We start from the raw sequence: 19,807 nt of genomic DNA, 5'->3' as shown, positions 1-19,807 counted from the left end.
CGTTTTCAGGCCGGCTTGAGCGCGCGTTCGAGGAAAGCGGCGGCCTGCAGGCAGGCGCGGTCGGCATGCGGCGCACCAATGATTTGCAGCCCCATCGGGAAGCCGTTCACCCCCGTGGCGCCGGCCACGTTCACACAGGGCACGCCCAGCAGCGTCCAGGCGCGGTTGAAGATGGCCGCGCCGGTGCTGCCGTAGCCTGCTGGCGCTTCGTCGGGTGCGCTCGGCGTCATCAACACGTCGAATCCCTCGAACCATTCAGCGCAGGCCTTGCGGCCTTCTGATGCGGTGCGCTGCGCGGCCTCGTAGGCGGCGGGCGTGATGTTGCGGGCCGCCAGCAGGTAGTTGCGCAGGATGTCCGATAGCGCCTCGGGGTGGTGATCAACTTCCCAGGCCAGGCTGCGCCAGACCTCGTAGCCCTGGATGATGTCCTGGGCGTCGAACGCGTCCTTGATCCAGCCGGGCAGGGTGATGCGTTTCACGTCGGCGCCTGCGGCCTTCAGCGCCTGGCTGCCGGCTTCGATCGCTTGCCGGGCGCTGGGGGACAGTTCGGCCCAGGGATAGGCTTCGGGCACGCCCACGACCCATGTTTTTGGGGCCGGCGCGGCATCGAGTGCCAGCGCTTGGCCGGTGACGGCCTGGGCAAACCAGGCGGCCTCGGGCACGCTGGCGGCGAACAGGCCGACCGTATCCAGCGACCAGGAAAAACACTTGAGCCCTGAGGTCGGCAGCAGGCCGAAGCTGGGCTTGAAACCCGTGACGCCGCAATAGGACGCCGGGCGAATCACCGAGCCGCCGGTTTGTGTGCCTATGGAAAAAGGCACGAGTCCCGCCGTCACGGCCGCCGCTGAGCCGGCGGAGGAGCCACCCGGCGTGCGGCCCGGCGCATTCGGGTTCAGCGTGACGGTCGGGTGCAGGAAAGCGAATTCGGTGGTGCTGGATTTGCCGATGATCAGCCCGCCGGCGCGGCGGATCACGCCGACCATCGCCGCATCCGCGCGCGACGGTTCGGCGGGGTAGAGCGCCGAGCCGTAGCGCGTGGGGAAGTCGCGGGTGTCGAAGATGTCCTTCAGGGCCACCGGCAGGCCCTGCAGCGGGCCTGTGAGGGTCGGTAGCTGCGCGAGTGCCGCAGGCAGGTCCAGGCGGGCCGTGAAGGCGCGCAGGGTGGGGTCTGTGGCCTCTATGCGTGCAAAGGTCTCTGTGAGCAGGCCGGCCGCGTCCAGCCTGCCGGCAGCCAGCCGGGTGGCCGTCTCGATAGCGGACGGCGCCTGCGGCTTCATGGGGCCGGCGTACGGATGGCCGATTTGGGCCGGAAAGCCTTGCAGACGGCCGGGTCGGTTTCGAGGTAAGGGCCGCCTATCAGGTCTATGCAATAGGGCACGGCGGCGAAGATGCCGGGCACCACGGGCTCGCCGGCCTCGTTTTTGAGGCCTTCGAGGGTTTCCTGGATGGACTTGGGCTGGCCGGGCAGGTTGAGGATCAGGCTTTTGCCGCGTATCACCGCGCACTGGCGCGACAGGATGGCCGTGGGTACGAATTTAAGGCTGATCTGCCGCATCTGCTCGCCGAAGCCAGGCATTTCCTTGTGGGCGACGGCCAGCGTGGCTTCGGGCGTCACGTCGCGCGGCGCGGGGCCGGTGCCGCCGGTGGTCAGCACCAGCGAGCAGCCGGCGTCGACCAGCGCAATCAACGCGGCGCTGATGCCCGCCTGCTCGTCGGGAATCAGGCGTTCTTCAAAGGTGAGGGGGTTGCGCAGCGCGCGTGTGAGCCATTCCTTGAGGGCCGGCAGGCCTTTGTCGACGTAGACGCCGGCGGAGGCGCGGTCGCTGACCGAGACGATGCCGACCGTGACCGCGTCGAAGGCCTGGCTCACGCCTGGGGCTCCTCGGCCTCGTCGCTCTTATCGGGTCCCTGGGCCATGGCTTGCCGCACCAGCTGGAAGATTTCGCGGTAGGACTTGCCGTGGCGCGGCGCTTCGCCGGGTTTTTCGGGCTTGGCGTCCTTGCGGGCCTGGCGGATCAATGCGCGCAGCTGCTGCGAATCGGTGCCGGGGTATTGCTCCAGCCAGTCGCCCAGCGCCGCGTCGTCGGCGATCAGCTTGTCGCGCCATTGTTCGGCCAGGTGCAGCGCCAGCGTCAGGTCGGCCGAGCCGTTGAGCTGCTCGTTGATCGCCTCGCGGATGGGTTCCGGATCCAGCGGGCGCATCAGCTTGCCGATGAACTGCATCTGGCGGCGTTTGCCCTCGAAGTTGGTGATCTTTTTGGCGTCGGCGATGGCGTCGCGCAGCTTGTCTGGCAGGTCCAGGCGCGCCATCAAATCGGCGCGCAGGGTCAGCAGCGCTTCACCGAGCGCCTGTTTTTCGTCGGCCTCGGCCTTGAGTTGGGTCTTGCTGGGCGGGCCGACTTCCTCGAGTGCGATTTCCTCGGGTTTGACGAAGCGTCCGTTGGACCAGTAGCCCTTGATGGCCTTGGGAGTCTTGTTGTTCATGGCAGTCAGTATCATAGCTACCCATATGACCCAAAAAGCTTCTTCTCGTTCCGGCGCTGCAAAGCGCGCCGCTTCCCGTCCCTCTCACCAGCCTGAAAGCGGCTTCAGCTACCACCGCGATTTTTTTGAAGATCTCGTCGACACCGCGCTGGGCCACGCCAAAAAGCTGGGGGCTAGCGATGCCGCGGCCGAGGCTTCCGAAGGCTGCGGCCTGTCGGTCAGCGTGCGCAAGGGCGAGCTGGAAAACGTTGAACGCAACCGCGACAAGTCGCTGGGCATCACCGTTTACATCGGCAAAAAGCGCGGCAATGCCGCCACCAGCGATTTTTCCAAGGCGGCGATCCAGCAGACCGTGAAAGCGGCCTACGACATCGCGCGCTTCACGGCCGAAGACGAAACCTCGGGACTGCCCGACGACCGCGACATCGCGCGCAAGCATCCCGAACTCGACCTGTTCCACCCCTGGTCTATCGATTCCGAAGAAGCCGCGCGCCTGGCCCTGCTGTGCGAGGCCGCCGCCCTGGGCACCAGCCGCCTCATCACCAACAGCGAAGGCGCCGGCGTGTCGGCCCAGCAAAGCCATTTTTTCAGCGCCCACACCAAGGGCTTTCGCGGCGGTTATGCCAGCTCGCGCCACAGCATTTCGGTCGCGCCTATCGCCGGCAAGGGCGACCAGATGCAGCGCGATGCCTGGTACAGCTCCATGCGCGACGCGGCTGAACTGGCAAGCCCCGAGGCCGTGGGCCGCTACGCCGCCGAGCGCGCGCTGGCGCGCCTGAAAAGCCGCAAGATCCCGACCACGCAGTGCCCGGTGCTGTTCGAGTCGCCGCTGGCCGCGGGCCTGCTGGGCGGCTTTGTGCAGGCCGTGAGCGGCGGCGCGCTGTACCGCAAAAGCACCTTCCTGGCCGACAGCCTGGGCAAGCCGGCTTTCCCCAAACACATCGACGTCGCCGAAGACCCGCACCTGCGCAAAGGCAAGGGCAGCGCGCCTTTTGACGAAGAGGGCGTGAAAACCAAGGCGCGCCAGGTGGTGGCCGGCGGCCGCGTCGAAGGCTACTTCCTGAGCACCTATTCGGCCCGCAAGCTGGGCATGCGCACCACCGGCAATGCCGGCGGCTCGCACAACCTGGTGCTGACCAGCCGTCTGACCCGTCCAGGCGACGACCTCGACGCCATGCTGCGCAAGCTGGGCCGCGGCCTGTTCGTGACCGAATTGATGGGCCAGGGCGTGAACTACGTGACGGGCGATTATTCGCGCGGCGCCTCGGGCTTCTGGGTTGAAAACGGCCGCATCGCCTTCCCGGTGGAAGAAATCACCATTGCCGGCAATCTCAAGGACATGCTCATGGGCATCGAGGCTGTGGGTGCGGACGCCTACAACTACGGCGCCAAGACAGTCGGCTCGATTCTCATCAACCGGATGAAAGTCGCCGGCTCCTGACGAGGGGCGTTTTAAGCCAAGCAGGGGCCGCGGAACCGGCTTTGCCGGGCCGCAGGCGCAGCGGCCCCCTCGGGGGGGGGCAGGAAGCTACACTAAGTGAGCGACCGTGGCGGCTTAACCTGCCAGCGCGGCCTTCACCGCTGCCGAGACCTGGCCCATGTCGGCCTTGCCGGCCAGCTTGGCCTTGACCGCTCCCATGACCTTGCCCATGTCGCCGGGGCCGGTGGCGCCCAGTTCGGCCACGATGGCCTTGACGGCGGCGGCGACTTCGTCGGCGCTCAGGCGCGCCGGCAGGTAGGCCTGCAGCACCACCAGTTCGGCGGCTTCCTTGTCGGCCAGGTCCTTGCGTTCGGCCTTCTGGAAGGCTTCCAGAGAATCCTTGCGCTGCTTGATCAGCTTGTCGACGATGGCGATCACGGCCGCGTCGTCCAGCACCACGCGTTCATCGACCTCTTTTTGCTTGAGGGCCGCCAGCAGCAGGCGTATGGTGCCCAAGCGCTCGCTGTCCTTGGCGCGCATGGCGGTCTTCATGTCTTCGGTGATCTGGTCTTTGAGGGCGGACATTCGGGGCTCCTGAAGGGCTGAAAAGGAAGGGGGCTTGTGCAGGCGCTAAAAAGCACAAGCCAAAAGCACAAAAGCCCGCAGAGCGTCCTCGTGCGGGCTTTTTGTTGCCGTGAGGCGGTACTAAAGGATTAGTACAGCTTCTTGGGCAACTGCATCGAGCGGATGCGCTTGTAGTTGCGCTTGACGGCGGCTGCCTTCTTGCGCTTGCGCTCTGCCGTTGGTTTTTCGTAAAACTCGCGGGCGCGCAGGTCGGTCAGCAGGCCGAGTTTTTCAATGGTGCGCTTGAAGCGGCGCAGAGCCACGTCGAAGGGCTCGTTGTCTTTTACACGGATGGTGGTCATTGTTCAGTTGATCCAAAAGGTGCGCCTTTATCGATCTGATCAGGATCAGGCCAGGCACGGGTTTGCTAGCAAAGCCTGAGATTATAGCACCCCCACGGTCGTTCACTTCGTGTAACTCCCTGCCCCCCGAGGGGGCCGCCCGCCTGTGGCCCGGCAAAGCCGGTTCCACGGCTCATGCTGGTAGGGCAAAGCCACCACGTTCGCCCACTGCGTGTGGCTCTCTGCCCCCGAGGGGGCGCTGCGCCTGCGGCCCGGCGAAGCCGGTTCCGCGGCCCCGGCTTGCCCGAAAACCCCGGGGCCGGGCTGTGTTTTGTGGCTTTTTTGACCGCTCAGGCTGCCGCGCGGGTCGCGAGGGCTTCGGCGCAGGCGTGGGCCGAGGCCCAGGCCCACTGGAAGTTGTAACCGCCCAGCCAGCCGGTGACGTCGACGACTTCGCCTATGAAATAGAGGCCGGGCTGTTTCGATTCCAGGGTCTGGGAGGACAAATCGCGGGTATCTACGCCTCCCACCGTGACTTCGGCTTTTTTGTAGCCTTCGGAGCCGTTGGGTGTGAGTTCCCAGTCGGCCAGGCGCTGGGCGAGCGTCAGCAGGGCCTTGTCGGTGGCGTCACTGATGGGGCGTTGCAGGGCGGGGTCCTGGCCGGCCCAGGCGTCGGCCAGGCGGCTGGGCACCAGGGTGGCGAGTTCGTTGGCGATCAGCTTTTTGGACGTCGCCTTGGCGCGCAGCAGCAGATTGGGCAGGTCCACGCCGGGGGCGAGGTTGATGCGTATCGGCTGGCCTTCGCGCCAGAAGCTGGAAATCTGCAGCACGGCCGGGCCGCTCAGGCCTCTATGGGTGAACAGCAGGTCTTCCGAGAACACCACGCCTTTTTTGCGTTGTTTGGGCGTGGCGTCAGCCGGGCTGGTTTCGATCAGCACCGGCAGTGCCAGCCCGGCCAGCTGGGCATAGGGCGCCCAGGCTTCGCCGTCGAAGGTCAGCGGCACCAGCGCGGCGCGCGGCTCCACCAGGCGCAGGCCGAATTGTTTCGCGATGCGGTAGCCGAAATCGGTGGCGCCTATCTTGGGAATCGACAGGCCGCCGGTGGCGATCACCACCTGCGGCGCCGTGATGAGGCCGCGGTCGCTTTGGAGCTCGTAATTGCCGCCCGCCTCCTGGGGGCCCTTCACGCTCTGGATGCCGCAAGGCTGCCAGCGCGTGACCTGGCCGGCCTCGCATTCGGCCAGCAGCATGTTGATCACGTCTTCGGCGGAGCGGTCGCAAAACAGCTGGCCCTTGTGCTTTTCGTGGAAGGGGATGTTGTGGCGTTGCAGCAGGGCAATGAAGTCCTGCGGTGTGTAGCGCGACAGCGCCGAGCGGCAGAAGTGCGGGTTTTCGCTCAGGAACTGCGCGGGGGTGGCGTCGCGGTTGGTGAAGTTGCAGCGGCCGCCGCCCGAGATGCGGATTTTCTCGGCGACTTTTTCGCTGTGGTCCACCAGCAGGACTTTGAGCCCGCGCTGGCCCGCCTGGGCCGCGCAGAACAGGCCGGCGGCGCCCGCGCCGATTACGACGACGTCAAATGGGTGTGTCAAAACAAAGCCTGATCGATGGACCGTTCAGCCTTTCCAGACGAAGGGAAACTTGAGCTGCTTCAGGAACCCATTGGGCACATAGTCGCCCAGCACGCCGTAGCGGTCCGGCCAGAGCCGGGTGCTTTTGACGGCGGTGCCGAACAGGTAGTCGATGAAGGCGTAGTGCGCCGAATAGTTGCGGTCCAGCGCTTCCTGGTCCTGGCTGTGGTGCCAGTGGTGGAAGTTGGGCGTGACGATGATGTAGCGCAGCGGGCCCAGGCGCACGCTCACGTTGGAATGGTTGAACACCGCCTGGAAGCCGACGATCACGATGTAGGCGTCAATCACTTCCTTGGAAAAACCGAATACGTAGATGGGCGCGAGGATCAAGGTGCGGGTGATCAGCAACTCCAGGATGTGCTGGCGCGAGCCGGCCAGCCAGTCCATGCTTTTGGCGCTGTGGTGCACCGCGTGCAGGCGCCAGAGCACCGGTACCTCGTGGTAGGCCCGGTGCGTCCAGTACTGCACCAGGTCGGCCACCAGCACGATCAGCAGCACGCCGGCCCAGAAGGGCAGGCCCTGCACCCAGCCGCGAATGCCGTCGTTGGCGGCCCAGCCGAAGAACTTGTGCACCAGCAAATTGGTGGCCAGCAGCACAAAGCCCACGATCATGTGGTTGACGATGAAATGGTGGAAGTCCGTCTGCCACTCGGCGCGGAATACCGGCTGGTCCTTGCGCAGCGCGAACAGCTTTTCAATGAAGATGAAGATCAGCGAGGAACCCAGCAGGTCCAGGATGAACCAGTCCAGGCCGATGTAGGGCGTGTTGTCGGCGAAGTCGTTGACCGGCACCTTGTGGCCGCCCAGCAACGCGGTGGCCACCACCAGCAAAAAGGCGGCGCCGGCCAGCCAGCGCGAGCGGTTGAAGATGATGTTGACCAGCGAGATGCCGCCTGCGATCACCAGCGAGGCGAACATCACGATGCGTATCACGTCGACGTTGTAGCTCTTGCGCAGCTCGGGCGTGGTCAGGTATTCGGGGAAATGAAAGGCCAGCACGCCCAGGAAGCACAGGATGCCCAGGCTGAGTGCGATCACGCCGCTCATCATGCCTTTTCCGGGGCGGAGTTCGCCGTGGCTTTCGGTCAGTTCATTGAGTTTTTCAAGCATCGCGCCATTCCCTCTGCTGTTGTTTTGACTTCGGGAGTGTAGCTGTGGGACGGGAAAGCCGCGCGGCGCTTGCCCCGCTGCACGGCCTGTCGGGGCCGGGGCTTACTGCTTCACGATGACGGGATGAATCGTGAACACATTGGGATTTTTGGGCTCCACGGTGACGCGCACCCAGTGGATCAGCGGGCTGCCGAAAGTTTGCAGGCGTGTGAGGTTGGCGAGCAGCCGGGTCGGGCTGTACAGCGGCTTGTCGGCCTTGAAGAAATGCGTATCGCCGTGCACCAGCAACACCTGGCCGGAGAACTGCTCCGTTTCGGTGATGACGCTGCTGATGAAGTTGCGATAGCCGCTGACGCCCGGCGCCTGGCTCTCGTCCTTGTCTTCGGTTTCCGGCAGGTCAAAGCCGGGGTCGGCCTGGATCACCAGCACCAGGCCGCGCGCCTTGCCGGCCTTGGCCTGGGCGAAAGCCTCCTGCAGCCAGCGTACATTGGCTGCGTCGCGCTCCAGGTATTCGGCGTTGGAGGCTTCGCAATGGGCGGTGGTGCGCGCGCTTTTCTGCGTGCAGTCTTTTTCGTCCAGGATTTTGTTGTTGTTGCTGCCCGGCACGTTGAGCGCGGCAAACACGATGCCGTGATGCGCAAAACGCGTGTTCTCCACGAATTTCTCGCCCGGCGGGGCCTGGTGAACCAGCGGCAGGGTGCGCTTGCCCAGGCTGCGCGTGGTGGGGAACATGGTTTTACGCAGGTAGGCCAGGCGCTCCAGGCCGTCATAACCGCCGTTGTTCAGGCGGTGGCAGTCCGTCCATTCGTTGTCGCCGGGCACATAGATGACGGGCTTGTCCAGCCCGCCGAACATGGTGAGCGCCGCTGCATAGATGTCGTCGGTGCATTTGGAACTGCCGTCCTTGATGTCGCCGTCGTAAATTGAGAAGGCGATGTCCGACTGGTTGATGCTTTTGATCAGCGCGGGAATCTTCGGGTCGTCGCCTGCTTTTTGATAAGGCATGTCGCCCCACAGGCCGAATGAAAAGCTTTGCGCCTGGGCAGAAGCCATGCTGAGCGCCAGCAACGCGCCGGCCAGGAAGCGGAGGGACATGAATGCTCCAGTCGAAAGACCGGGAGCTTAGGCATCGCGCGTGACAGTGGTGTGACGCGGGGCTTTCCTTCAGGCCACGCGCACGGCGTCGGGGTGTGCGGCTGCGAGTGCCACGCCGCTGATCACGTCGCCCACCACGATCACCGACGGGCTGGCCATGCCGGCTTCGCGCACCGATGCCGCCAGCGCGCCCAGCGTGGTGGTGATGTGGCGCTGCGTCGCCAGAGAGGCGTTCTGGATCACGGCGACCGGCGTGCCGGCCGGCAGGCCGGTCAGCAATTCGTCCTGGATGCGCTCCGCACCGCTGACGCCCATGTAGATCACCAGCGTCAGGCGCGCGCTGTGCGCGGTGGCGGCCAGCGCCTGCCAGTCGGTGCCGCTGTCGCCGGGCTTGGCATGGCCGGTGACGAAGACCACGCCGTGCGCATGCTCGCGGTGCGTGAGCGGCACGCCCAGCGAGGTGACGGCGGCCAGGCCCGAGGTGATGCCGTTGACCACTTCCACCGCAATGCCGGCATCGCGCAGGTGCTCGACCTCTTCGCCGCCGCGGCCGAAGATGAAGGGGTCGCCGCCCTTGAGGCGCACCACGTCTTCGCCTTCGCGGGCCGCCATGAGCATGAGTTTTTCAATAAAGGCCTGCGGCGTGGACTTGCAGCCGCCGCGCTTGCCCACGTAGACGATGCGCGCCTCGGGCCGCGCGAAGGCCACGATCTCTTCGCTCACGAGATCGTCCACCAGCAGCACGGTCGCGCGCTGGATAGCCTTCAGGGCCTTGAGGGTCAGCAGTTCCGGGTCGCCGGGGCCGGCGCCAACGAGGGTGACTTTTCCGTGGTTCATGATGGTCGTTATTTGATTTGAGGCAACAACTGCAAGATATGTTCCACCTGCCGCGCAATCGACGGCGGCACCGGTATGTTGCCTGCCATCACGGACTGAATGTAGGCCGCGGTGCCGGCGGCGTCCACTGCTTTTGGCAGCTCGGGCAGGGAGGCCAGCGTGCCGGCCTGGGTTTCCTGCAGAAGTGAGCGCTTTCCGCTGATGAAAGCCTCCATCTGCGGCATGCGGCGCGCGTCGGCCACGCCTTCGCCTTCGGTGCCGCGCAGCAGCATGGCGTTGGCGCCGGTCAGTTCGAAAGTCTGCGCCATCGATATCGCGTATTCGGGGTGTGTGTAGCTGCTCACCACCAGGCTTTTTCCCAGGCAGGGGCTCATGATCTTGACCAGGCTGTGCGCCGGGTTGCGCAGGCCCACGGCGCGGCGCACGTCGAGCAGGCGCTTGAGGGAAGGCAGTAGCACCTCGGTGGGCGTGAAGACGGCCTCGCCGTCCGCTATCTTGCGCACGGCCGGCAGCGCATGGATGTCCAATACCTGCAGCACTTCCGAGGCAAACACCCGGCTCGACTCGGTGGGCGTGCCGTGCACCAGAACGGGCACGCCTTCACGCGCCAGCAGCAGGGCCAGCAGGGGTGTGAGCACCGGCAGCTTGCGCGCGCCGTTGTAGCTGGGTAGCACCACGGTGGGGGTTGAAGTCGCGGGAAAATGCGCGAGGCGCTGGTGAACCGCGTCGAGGAATCCCGCCATCTCCGCGGGCGTTTCGCCCTTGATGCGCATGGCCAGGCAAAAGCCGCCGATTTCGAGGTCGGTCACGGTGCCGTCCAGCACCTGGCCCAGCAGGTCGGTGGCCTGCTCGCGCGACAGGGGGCGTGCCCCGTCCTTGCCGCGGCCGATTTCCTTGATGTACTGGCTAATACCCATAAGCGTCATTGTCCGCGAATGCAGATAACTTCCTGTTATGAGCTTAAGCGAGCTGCCGGATCGGGATCACGGTGCGCTGTAGCGGCGCCTGCGGCTCAGCACGCGCCGAGCGCACCCGGCGCTTGAGTTCGGGCACGCAGGAGCCACAGTTGGTGCCGCATTGGAGCGCCGCCTGCAGCGACGCCAGCCTCTCCTCGTCGGTGTGCAAGTGGCCCGCGCCACCGCCGCCGGCGGCCAGCAGCGCCAGGTGCTCGTCGATCGCCGTGTCGCTGACGTTGAGGCAGGTGCAGACCAGCTTGCCGCGCGACTGCACCGCCACGGGTGGTGTGGCGCCGGGCAGCAGCAACAGGCGGCCGTAGGCCTGGGCGGGCAACTCGTCCTGCAGCAGGGTCCTGACCCAGGCCTGGGCGCTGGTGTCGCCGGCCAGCACAAAGCCGGCGAGTTCAGCCTTTTCGGCGTTGCCCACCAGCCGCATGGTTCGCCGCTGGCCTTTTTTGCGGTCCGCATAACGCAGCACGTCGGCGCCGCCCAGGCCAAGGATGTTTTCGATGGAGGCCAGCACCTCGTCGGCCGGGGCCTCATGGCCTGCCGCCCGGAACAGCAGGCCGGAGCGCTCGCGGCCCTGCTCGGCCAGCGGCGTGTTGTTGGAAAAAGGCACGCAGCTGGTAAACGGGAAGGCAGCCATCAGCGGCTTGAGCTTCTCGCGCGCGGCCAGCACGGCGTCACCGGGCAGCCAGGCCATGGCGAGAAGGCTCCAGGGCATTTCGGCCTTGAGGATTTTCACCGCGGCGTGCTTGAGTTCGGGCTGTTTCGAACTCGGGCAGTAGGCCGAGGTGGTCAGCGCGTTGATGCCGGCCAGCGTGTCGCCCTTGGTGGAACGCCCACTCAAATATTCCTCGCCCCAGTGCATGGCGATAAAGGCCTGGCTCACCGCCATATCGGGCGAGACCTGCAGCGGCACGACGATGGAGCCGCGCCTGGAGGTCACGTGCACCAGGTCGCCGTCCTTGAGCAAGCGCCGCGCCATGTCCTGGGCGTTCATCTGCACCGAGGGCTCGGCCACGTGGCCGAACAGCCGCCCAAGCGTGCCGGTGCGGCTCATGCCGTGCCACTGGTCGCGCAGCCGGCCGGTGGTCAAGGAAAACGGGTAGCGCGATTCGCGCGGCTCGGCCACCGGCTTGTAGACGGTGTTGGCAAAGCGCGCCTTGCCGTCGGCGGTGGGGAAGATGCCGTCTTCGTAGAGGCGGACCTTGCCCGTGGTGTCGCCGGGCTTGAAGGGCCACTGCTGCGGGCCTTCTTCGAGCAGCGCATAGCTCAGACCGGTGATGTCCAGGTCGCGGCCGCGGGTGGATTCGCGGTGTTCGTTCCAGATGGTTTCGACGCCGAGGGAGGCGTTCTGGAGGGAGTAAGGGAAGAGGGTGGAAGGGGCGGGGAGCGGGGAGCCCTCACCCCTGCCCTCTCCCAGAGGGAGAGGGAGTGAATACGGGTTCCCGGTTCCCTCTCCCCCAGGGAGAGGGTTAGGGTGAGGGCCGGCAGCCTTCAGTACGACCTCCAGCCGCTGCGCAAAATCAACAGCGATCGCCCAGTCATGCCGCGTTTCGCCCGGCGCGGCCACGGCCGGCCGCACGCGGCTGATGCGCCGCTCGCTGTTGGTCACCGTGCCGGTCTTTTCGCCCCAGGTGGTCGCCGGCAACAGCAGGTCCGCATAGTCGCAGGTGGCCGTGGTGGAAAACGCCTCCTGCACGATCACCAGTTCGGCGCGCTCCAGCGCGCGGCGCACGGTGGCCTGGTCGGGCATGGATTGGGCCGGGTTGGTGCAGGCAATCCACAAGGCCTTGATCTCGCCGTCGGCGGCGGCCTGGAACATCTCGACCGCCGTCTTGCCCGGTTTTTCCGGCACGGCCGGCACGCCCCACAGCGCGGCGACTTCGGCGCGGTGTTCGGGATTGGCCAGGTCGCGGTGCGCGCTCAGCAGGTTGGCCAGGCCGCCCACTTCGCGCCCGCCCATGGCGTTAGGCTGGCCGGTCAGCGAGAACGGCCCGGCGCCGGCCTTGCCGATGTGGCCGGTGGCCAAATGCAGGTTGATGAGCGCGGCGTTCTTGGCGGTGCCGCTGCTCGACTGGTTCAGGCCCTGGCAATACAGGCTGAGGGTCGCGGCCGAAGTCGCGAACATCCTGGCAGCGGCCAGCAGGTCTTCTTTTTGGATGCCGCAGGTTTCGGCGACCAGGTCGGGCGTGTAGTCGCGCACCGTGGCCTTGAGCGCGTCAAATCCCGTGGTGTGCGCCGCGATGTACGCCGCGTCGGTCCAGCCTTCCCACAGCATGATGTGCAGCATGCCGTTGAAGAGCGACACGTCGGTGCCCGGCTGTATCGCCAGGTGGAGGTCGGCGATCTCGGCCGTGTCGGTGCGGCGCGGGTCGCAAAAAATGATCTTGAGCGCCGGGTTGGCCGCCTTGGCGTCCTCAATGCGCCGGAACAGGATGGGGTGCGCGTAGGCCGTGTTGCTGCCGACGATGAAGATGCACTGTGCATGGGCCACGTCCTCGTAGCACGAAGGCGGCGCGTCCGCGCCCAGCGTCTGCTTGTAGCCGGCCACGGCGCTGCTCATGCACAGGCGCGAATTGGTGTCGACGTTGTTGGTACCTACCAAACCCTTGGCGAGTTTGTTGAAGGCGTAATAGTCTTCGGTCAGCAACTGGCCCGAAATATAAAACCCCACCGCGTCGGGGCCGTGGTCGCGGATGATCTGCGCGAAGCTCTCGGCGGCAAAGCCGAGCGCGTTGTCCCAGGACACAGGTTTAGGCGCTTCATGCCGGTGCTCGCGCCGCATGGGCTGCAGCAAGCGGGTCTGCCGCGTGACGGCGGCCGAAGCGGTCAGCGCCAGCGTCGAGCCCTTGGTGCAGAGCCGGCCGAAATTGGCGGGGTGGTCCGGGTCGCCGCGCACGCCGGTGATCTGGTCGCCGGTGGACTCGATGATGACACCACAGCCTACACCGCAGTACGGGCAAGTTGAACGGGTTTGTCTTGCTCCCTCTCCCCCTGGGAGAGGGTGGGGGTGAGGGCCGGCGGACGGCGCTATGGTCACGCGGCTGCCCTCACCCTAGCCCTCTCCCAGGGGGAGAGGGGACAAGAGCTTGGGACCCGCCACGGGCGGTGTGAGATCGAGCGCCAGCATCGCCAGTTCGGTGGTATCGAGGTGCACCGTGCCGCCTTCCACGCGCACGCTGAACTTCTGCACGCAGCCTTCGTCGGGCGCCCGGGCGCAGCCGCCCTCCAGGTCTATGGTCCAGTTGTGCAGTGGGCAGGCCACGCTGGTGCCGAAGACGATGCCCTGGCTCAGCGGTCCGCCCTTGTGCGGGCAGCGGTCCAGCACCGCGAAGACCTGGTCCTCGCCGTTGCGGAAGACCGCGACGTCCATGCCCTGCGCGCGCGCGACACGCCGTGAACCGAGGACGGGGATTTCATCGACCCGGCAGATTTTTTTCCATTCGGACATGGTGATTTCTTCAGGAAGTTTCAGAGGACGGCGAGTTTTTCGAACTGCCGGGTGTCGACGGAGGCTTCCTTGACGTCGAACCACGGGTCGGGCTCGCCGTCGAGCGCGAACTGCAGGCGTTCCCACAGCGCCTTGCGGCCTTCGTGGTCTTCCAGGATGCGCTTCTTGACGTAGTCCAGGCCCACGCGGTTCACGTAGTGCACCGTGCGCTCCAGGTACCAGCCTTCCTGGCGGTAGAGCTCGCAGAAGGCGCCGGTGTATTCGAGTACCTCGGCCGCGGTCTTGAGCTTGGTGAAGAAATGCGCGACCTCGGTCTTGATGCCGCCGTTGCCGGCGATGTACATCTCCCAGCCCGAATCGACGCCAATGATGCCGACGTCCTTGATGCCGGCCTCGGCGCAGTTGCGCGGGCAGCCGCTGACGGCGAACTTCACCTTGTGCGGCGCATACATGCGCCACATCGCGCGTTCCAGGTCCTTGCCCATCTGCGTGCTGTCCTGCGTGCCCATGCGACACCATTCGCTGCCCACACAGGTTTTCACCGTGCGCAGGGCCTTGGCGTAAGCGTGGCCGGACGGCATGCCGATGTCGTTCCAGACGTTCTGCAGGTCCTCTTTCTTCACGCCCAGCAAATCGATGCGCTGGCCGCCGGTGACCTTGACGGTCGGGATCTTGTATTTGTCGACCGCGTCGGCGATGCGGCGCAGCTCGCTGGCCGTGGTCTCGCCGCCCCACATGCGTGGAATGACGCTGTAGGTGCCGTCTTTCTGGATGTTGGCGTGGCTGCGTTCGTTGATGAAGCGGCTTTGCGGGTCGTCCCTGGCCTCCTTGGGCCAGCTGCTGGTGACGTAGTAGTTGACGGCCGGGCGGCAGGTGGCGCAGCCGTTCGGCGTCTTCCATTCCATGAACTTGTAGACGCCCGAGATCGTCAGCAGCTTGTTGTCGCGGATGGCGTCGCGCACGGCCTGGTGGCCGTGGTCGGTGCAGGCGCACATGGCCTTGAGCTTGGGCGTGGCCGAGTAGTCGCCGCCGGCGGTGAACATCAGGATCTGCTCGACCAGGCCGGTGCAGGAGCCGCAGGAGGCGCTGGCCTTGGTGTGCTTGCGCACTTCATCGAGCGTGAACAGGCCTTTTTCCTTGATGGCCTTGCAGATCGTGCCCTTGTTGACACCGTTGCAGCCGCAGACTTCCGCGTCGTCAGCCATCAGCGCGGCCTTGTTCTGGCCTTCGTGGCCCGCGTCGCCGAGGTTGGATTCCCCGAAAATCAGCTTGTCGCGGATGTCGCTGACGCTGCGGCCGTCGCGCAGCAGCTTGAAGTAGTAGCTGCCGTCCACCGTGTCGCCGTAGAGGCAGGCGCCGACCAGCTTGTCGTCCTTGATGACCAGCTTTTTGTAGACGCCGCCGAAGGGGTCGCTCATCACGATTTCCTCGGTGCCGTCGCCGCCCATGAACTCGCCGGCGCTGAAGAGGTCTATGCCCGTGACCTTGAGCTTGGTGGAGGTCAGCGAGCCCGAATAGCGCCCTATGCCGTACTGCGCCAGGTGGTTGGCCGCCACCTTGGCCTGCTCGAACAGGGGCGCGACCAGGCCGTAGGCGATGCCGCGGTGCGCCGCGCACTCGCCGACGGAATAGATGCGCGCATCCGTGACGGTCTGCATGGTGTCGTTGACGACGATGCCCTTGCTGCAGTGCAGGCGCATCGATTCGGCCAGCTGGGTGTTGGGGCGTATGCCGACGGCCATCACCACGAGGTCGGTGGCCACTTCGGTGCCGTCCTTGAACTTGATGGAGGCCACGCGGCCCTCGGCGTTGCCGGTGAGTTCCTGCGTCTGCGCGCCCATCATGAATTTGAGGCCGCGGTCTTCCAGCGATTTCTGCAGCAGCTTGCCCGCCACGTCGTCGAGCTGGCGCTCCATCAGCCAGGGCATGACGTGCACCACGGTGACTTCCATGCCGCGCAGCATCAGGCCGTTGGCCGCTTCCAGGCCCAGCAGGCCGCCGCCTATGACGACCGCCTTTTTGTACTTCTCGGATGCTTCGATCATCGCGTTCGTGTCGGCGATGTCGCGGTAGGCGATCACGCCCTGCAGCTCCTTGCCGGGCACCGGCAGGATGAAGGGGTTGGAGCCTGTGCACATCAGCAGGCGGTCGTAGGCCTCTTCGGTGCCGTCCTCGGCGCGCACCACGCGCTTGATGCGGTCGACTTCCACGACTTTTTTGCCGGCGTGCAGCGTGATCTGGTTGTCGGTGTACCAGTCCCAGGAGTTCAGCACGATCTCGTCCAGCGTCTGCTCGCCGGCCAGCACCGGCGACAGCAGGATGCGGTTGTAGTTGGGATGGGGCTCAGCGCCGAAGACGGTGATGTCGTACATGCCGGGCGCGATCTTCAGCAACTCTTCCAGCGTGCGCACGCCGGCCATGCCGTTGCCGACCATCACCAGTTTCTGCTTTTCCTTGACGCGCATGTCCATGGCGGTCTCCTTGGGTTGTCTCTGTGCTGTGTTGCGGGGCGGCTGGTCAGGCGGCTTTTTCCACATGCGCCTGGCGCGTGTAGAGGAAGTCGATCACCGCCTTGCGGTAATGCAGGTATTGCGTGCTTTCCGCCAGTTCCACCCGGCTGCGGGGCCGCGGCAGTTCGATGGCCAGCACCTCGCCTATGGTGGCCGAGGGGCCGTTGGTCATCATCACGATGCGGTCGGACAGCAGTACCGCCTCATCCACGTCGTGCGTCACCATCACCACCGTGCTCTGCGTGGTGGCGACGATCTGCAGCAGCTCGTCCTGCAGCTTGGCGCGGGTCAGCGCGTCCAGCGCGCCGAAAGGTTCGTCGAGCAGCAGCACCTTGGGCTCCATCGACAGCGCGCGCGCGATGCCGACGCGCTGCTTCATGCCGCCTGAAATCTCGCCGGGTCGCTTTTGCGCGGCGGCGGTCAGCCCGACCATGGCCAGCGCCGCATCGGTGCGGGCCTTGAGCTGAGCCTTGTTTTCGGTCGCCGAGAACACGCGCTCGACGGCCAGGTAGACGTTCTCAAAGCAGGTGAGCCAGGGCAGCAGCGAATGGTTCTGGAACACCACGGCGCGCTCGGGGCCGGGGCCGCTGATTTCGCGGTTGGCGCACAGCAGGCTGCCCTGGGTGGGCGTCGTCAGGCCGGCGACCAGGTTGAGCAGGGTGGACTTGCCGCAGCCCGAGTGGCCGATCAGCGCGACGAACTCGCCCCGGGCGACCGTCAGGTTGATGTCCTTGAGTGCGCAGAACGGCCCCTTCTTGGTCTTGAAGGTCTGCTCGACGCCCTGGATCTCGATGTACTTGCTGCTGAAAGATTCGCTCATGATGTGCTCCGGTTTTTTAGGAGGACCATCGCGGAACCGGCTTTGCCGGGCCGCAGGTGGTGCCCCCTTGAGGGGGAGGCGCCGAAGGCGCTTCGGGGGGGCGTTTTTTTTAGTTCTTGACTTCTTCAAAGGTGAAGGCCGTGGCCAGCTTGATCAGGGCGAACTCCAGCAGCAGGCCGACGATGCCGATCACGAAAATCGCGATGATGATGTTCTTGACGTTGAGGTTGTTCCACTCGTCCCAGACCCAGAAACCGATGCCGACGCCGCCGGTCAGCATCTCGGCCGCCACGATCACAAGCCAGGCGGTGCCGACGGCCAGGCGCACGCCGGTCAGCATGTAGGGCAGCACGGCGGGAAAGAGGATCTTGGTGACGATCTTCCATTCGCTGAGGTTGAGCACGCGCGCCACGTTCATGTAGTCCTGCGGAACGCGCTGCACGCCGACGGCGGTGTTGATGATCATGGGCCAGATGGAGCAGATGAAGATGGTCCAGATGGCGGCCGGGTTGGCGCCCTTGAAGACCAGCAGGCCTATCGGCAGCCAGGCCAGCGGCGAGACCGGGCGCAGCAGGCTGATCAGCGGGTTGAACATCCGGCTCAAAAAGCTGAAGCGGCCGATCAGGAAGCCGACCGGGATGCCGACGACGGCCGCCAGACCGAAGCCCATGGCCACGCGCTTGAGTGAGGACAGCACGTTCCAGCCCACGCCCTGGTCGTTGGGGCCCTTGCTGTAAAACGGGTCGCTGAAGATCTGCACCGCCTGCAGGAAAGTGTCTTTCGGCGAAGGGATGCTGCCGCCCGTGCCCATGAAGACCAGTTCCCACACCAGGGCCAACAGGCCCAGGCCCAGCAGCGGCGGCAACAGGCTCAGCCAGATGAACGAGAGGTCCCATGGTGCGCGGGCCGCCGGGGTGGTGGCCGCCTGCACGGCGGGGGAAGCGGTGGTGGGGTTTGTCATGTCGTTGTGGGCGGTTGCCAAAGGAGCGCCGGCTTCCCGGGCCCTGGTTTTGTCGCCGCCGCGGGCCGCGGGCGCGGCCTCAAGCGGGCTGTGGAATACGGCACTGACCATGGCGTGACCTCTTTGCGTGGGGTGGAGAATTCGGTGAACTGGGGTGGGGCCGGCCGGAACGAGCCTAGGCGCGAATCTTGAAGCTGTCGGCGTACTTCTTCGGGTCCTTGCCGTCCCAGACTGTGCCGTCCAGCAGCTTGCTGCTGCGCATCGCGTCCTTGGGCACGCTGACCTTGGCGGCGCTGGCCGCCTGCTTGTAGATCTCGATCTGGTTGATCTGTTTGGCGATGCCCAGGTAGTCGGGGTGGTCCTTGACCAGGCCCCAGCGCTTGTGCTGCGTGAGGAACCACATGCCGTCGGACAGGTAGGGAAAGTTGACCGCGCCGTCGTTGAAGAACTTCATGTAGTTGGGGTCGTCCCAGGTCTTGCCCATGCCGTTCTGGTAGCGGCCCAGGATGCGCTGGTTGATGGCGTCGACGCTGGTGTTGACGTAGCTCTTGTCGGCGATGGTCTCGGCCATCTTCTGCTTGTTGCTGAGATTGGCATCGATCCACTTGCCCGCTTCGATGATGGCGGCTGTCACGGCTCGCGCGGTGTTGGGGTTTTTCTGGACGAATTCGGCGGTGGTACCGAGCACCTTCTCGGGGTGGTCCTTCCAGATGTCCTGGGTGGTGACGGCAGTCACGCCTATGCCGTCGATGATGGCGCGGTGGCCCCAGGGCTCGCCTACGCAGAAGCCGTCCATATTGCCCACGCGCATATTGGCCACCATCTGCGGCGGCGGCACGGTGATGACCTTGGCGTCCTTCATCGGGTTGATGCCGTTGGCGGCCAGCCAGTAGTACAGCCACATCGCATGGGTGCCGGTGGGGAAGGTCTGGGCGAAGGTGTATTCGCGTTTGTCGCTGGCCATGAGCCTGGCCAGGCCCGCGCCGTCCACCGCGCCCTTGTCGGCCAGTTTTTTCGACAGGGTGATGGCCTGGCCGTTGTTGTTGAGCGTCATCAGCACGGCCATGTCTTTTTTCGGGCCGGACGTGCCCATGTGCACGCCGTAGACCAGGCCGTACAGCACGTGGGCGAAATCCAGTTCGCCGTTGACCAGCTTGTCGCGCACGCCGGCCCAGCTGGCTTCCTTGGTCGGGATGATCTTGACGCCGTATTTCTGGTCTATTCCCAGCACCGAGGCCATCACGACGGAGGCGCAATCGGTCAGTGGAATGAAGCCTATCTTCACTTCCTTCTTTTCCGGCGCGTCGGAGCCCGCGGCCCAGGCCCCGCCGGGGAGCATGCCGGCGAACAGCGCGGCGCTGCCGGCGGCGCCGGCTTTTTTGATGAAATCGCGGCGGGCGGGTTTGAAGGGGCCGTAAGACTGCTGCGTCATGCTGAACTCCTGGTGGCAAAGGTAGAAGAGAAGAAAAACACGCTGAAAAACAAAAACGGCGTCCACCTTTCACCTGCACGAAGCGGGTAAGAGATGGACGCCGTTGTCCGGGACAAACCTTGGAGGGCTTGCTGTCGAGCCGCCTTTGGCTCAACTTGGCAATGTTTCAAGCAGAAAGCGTGCCAGCGGGTT

At 65.4% G+C, this 19,807-nt stretch carries 17 protein-coding genes; 1 reads left to right on the top strand and 16 read right to left on the bottom strand.

The window, feature by feature from the left end:
• Nucleotides 1-5: 5 nt before the first annotated feature.
• Genes ACLV74_RS14045 through yjgA form a run of 3 tightly spaced genes read right to left on the bottom strand, consistent with a single transcriptional unit; the run spans nucleotide 6 to nucleotide 2,484 of the window.
• Complete coding sequence (locus tag ACLV74_RS14045) at nucleotides 6-1,277, bottom strand: amidase (RefSeq protein ID WP_411880007.1); 1,272 nt, start codon at nucleotides 1,275-1,277, stop codon at nucleotides 6-8.
• Complete coding sequence (mog, locus tag ACLV74_RS14040) at nucleotides 1,274-1,870, bottom strand: molybdopterin adenylyltransferase (RefSeq protein WP_411880006.1); 597 nt, start codon at nucleotides 1,868-1,870, stop codon at nucleotides 1,274-1,276. The genes ACLV74_RS14045 and mog overlap by 4 nt, the downstream gene beginning before the upstream one ends.
• Nucleotides 1,867-2,484, bottom strand: coding sequence for a ribosome biogenesis factor YjgA (yjgA, locus tag ACLV74_RS14035; RefSeq protein ID WP_411880005.1), 618 nt, complete (start codon nucleotides 2,482-2,484; stop codon nucleotides 1,867-1,869). The genes mog and yjgA overlap by 4 nt, the downstream gene beginning before the upstream one ends.
• Nucleotides 2,485-2,509: 25 nt before the next feature.
• Between yjgA and pmbA the strand changes: the two genes are divergently transcribed.
• Nucleotides 2,510-3,925: a metalloprotease PmbA gene (gene pmbA / locus ACLV74_RS14030; RefSeq protein ID WP_411880004.1), complete on the top strand. Its 1,416-nt coding sequence runs from the start codon at nucleotides 2,510-2,512 to the stop codon at nucleotides 3,923-3,925.
• 114 nt (nucleotides 3,926-4,039) lie between these two features.
• On the opposite strand, the gene ACLV74_RS14025 is transcribed toward pmbA, so the two are convergent.
• From ACLV74_RS14025 to ACLV74_RS13965, 13 genes are all read right to left on the bottom strand, one after another.
• Complete coding sequence (locus ACLV74_RS14025; RefSeq protein WP_411880003.1) at nucleotides 4,040-4,489, bottom strand: GatB/YqeY domain-containing protein; 450 nt, start codon at nucleotides 4,487-4,489, stop codon at nucleotides 4,040-4,042.
• Nucleotides 4,490-4,617: 128 nt separating this feature from the next.
• Nucleotides 4,618-4,830 (bottom strand): 30S ribosomal protein S21, encoded by a 213-nt coding sequence (gene rpsU / locus ACLV74_RS14020; RefSeq protein ID WP_007872347.1) that lies wholly within the window; start codon nucleotides 4,828-4,830, stop codon nucleotides 4,618-4,620.
• A 329-nt stretch (nucleotides 4,831-5,159) separates the two neighbouring features.
• Nucleotides 5,160-6,398 (bottom strand): NAD(P)/FAD-dependent oxidoreductase, encoded by a 1,239-nt coding sequence (locus ACLV74_RS14015; protein ID WP_411880002.1) that lies wholly within the window; start codon nucleotides 6,396-6,398, stop codon nucleotides 5,160-5,162.
• Between the two features lie 24 nt (nucleotides 6,399-6,422).
• Nucleotides 6,423-7,547 (bottom strand): sterol desaturase family protein, encoded by a 1,125-nt coding sequence (locus tag ACLV74_RS14010; protein WP_411880001.1) that lies wholly within the window; start codon nucleotides 7,545-7,547, stop codon nucleotides 6,423-6,425.
• Nucleotides 7,548-7,649: 102 nt separating this feature from the next.
• Nucleotides 7,650-8,642, bottom strand: coding sequence for a hypothetical protein (locus ACLV74_RS14005; protein WP_411880000.1), 993 nt, complete (start codon nucleotides 8,640-8,642; stop codon nucleotides 7,650-7,652).
• 69 nt (nucleotides 8,643-8,711) lie between these two features.
• Nucleotides 8,712-9,479 carry a uroporphyrinogen-III C-methyltransferase gene (cobA, locus tag ACLV74_RS14000; RefSeq protein WP_411879999.1) on the bottom strand — a complete coding sequence of 256 codons (768 nt, stop codon included), beginning with the start codon at nucleotides 9,477-9,479 and terminating at the stop codon, nucleotides 8,712-8,714.
• 8 nt (nucleotides 9,480-9,487) lie between these two features.
• Nucleotides 9,488-10,396 carry a DNA-binding protein YbiB gene (gene ybiB, locus ACLV74_RS13995; protein WP_411879998.1) on the bottom strand — a complete coding sequence of 303 codons (909 nt, stop codon included), beginning with the start codon at nucleotides 10,394-10,396 and terminating at the stop codon, nucleotides 9,488-9,490.
• A gap of 43 nt (nucleotides 10,397-10,439) precedes the next feature.
• Nucleotides 10,440-13,481, bottom strand: coding sequence for a molybdopterin-dependent oxidoreductase (locus tag ACLV74_RS13990; protein WP_411879997.1), 3,042 nt, complete (start codon nucleotides 13,479-13,481; stop codon nucleotides 10,440-10,442).
• Between the two features lie 15 nt (nucleotides 13,482-13,496).
• On the bottom strand, nucleotides 13,497-13,892 hold the full coding sequence (gene nirD / locus ACLV74_RS13985) for a nitrite reductase small subunit NirD (RefSeq protein ID WP_411879996.1): 396 nt from the start codon (nucleotides 13,890-13,892) through the stop codon (nucleotides 13,497-13,499).
• Nucleotides 13,893-13,912: 20 nt separating this feature from the next.
• Nucleotides 13,913-16,363: a nitrite reductase large subunit NirB gene (gene nirB, locus ACLV74_RS13980; RefSeq protein ID WP_411879995.1), complete on the bottom strand. Its 2,451-nt coding sequence runs from the start codon at nucleotides 16,361-16,363 to the stop codon at nucleotides 13,913-13,915.
• Nucleotides 16,364-16,409: 46 nt separating this feature from the next.
• Nucleotides 16,410-17,222 carry an ABC transporter ATP-binding protein gene (locus tag ACLV74_RS13975; protein WP_411879994.1) on the bottom strand — a complete coding sequence of 271 codons (813 nt, stop codon included), beginning with the start codon at nucleotides 17,220-17,222 and terminating at the stop codon, nucleotides 16,410-16,412.
• Nucleotides 17,223-17,331: 109 nt separating this feature from the next.
• The gene (gene ntrB / locus ACLV74_RS13970) at nucleotides 17,332-18,294 is read right to left on the bottom strand and encodes a nitrate ABC transporter permease (protein ID WP_411879993.1); all 963 of its coding nucleotides are present in this window, start codon (nucleotides 18,292-18,294) and stop codon (nucleotides 17,332-17,334) included.
• Between the two features lie 64 nt (nucleotides 18,295-18,358).
• Nucleotides 18,359-19,615, bottom strand: a complete 1,257-nt coding sequence (locus tag ACLV74_RS13965; protein ID WP_411879992.1) for a CmpA/NrtA family ABC transporter substrate-binding protein — start codon at nucleotides 19,613-19,615, stop codon at nucleotides 18,359-18,361.
• Between the last annotated feature and the right edge of the window lie 192 nt (nucleotides 19,616-19,807).

The organism is Polaromonas sp. YR568 (genome assembly GCF_943369415.1).
Taxonomy (GTDB): Bacteria; Pseudomonadota; Gammaproteobacteria; order Burkholderiales; family Burkholderiaceae_C; genus Polaromonas.
The sequence above is the reverse complement of the archived record's forward strand: the minus strand, read 5'-3'. Positions and strand labels throughout refer to the sequence as shown.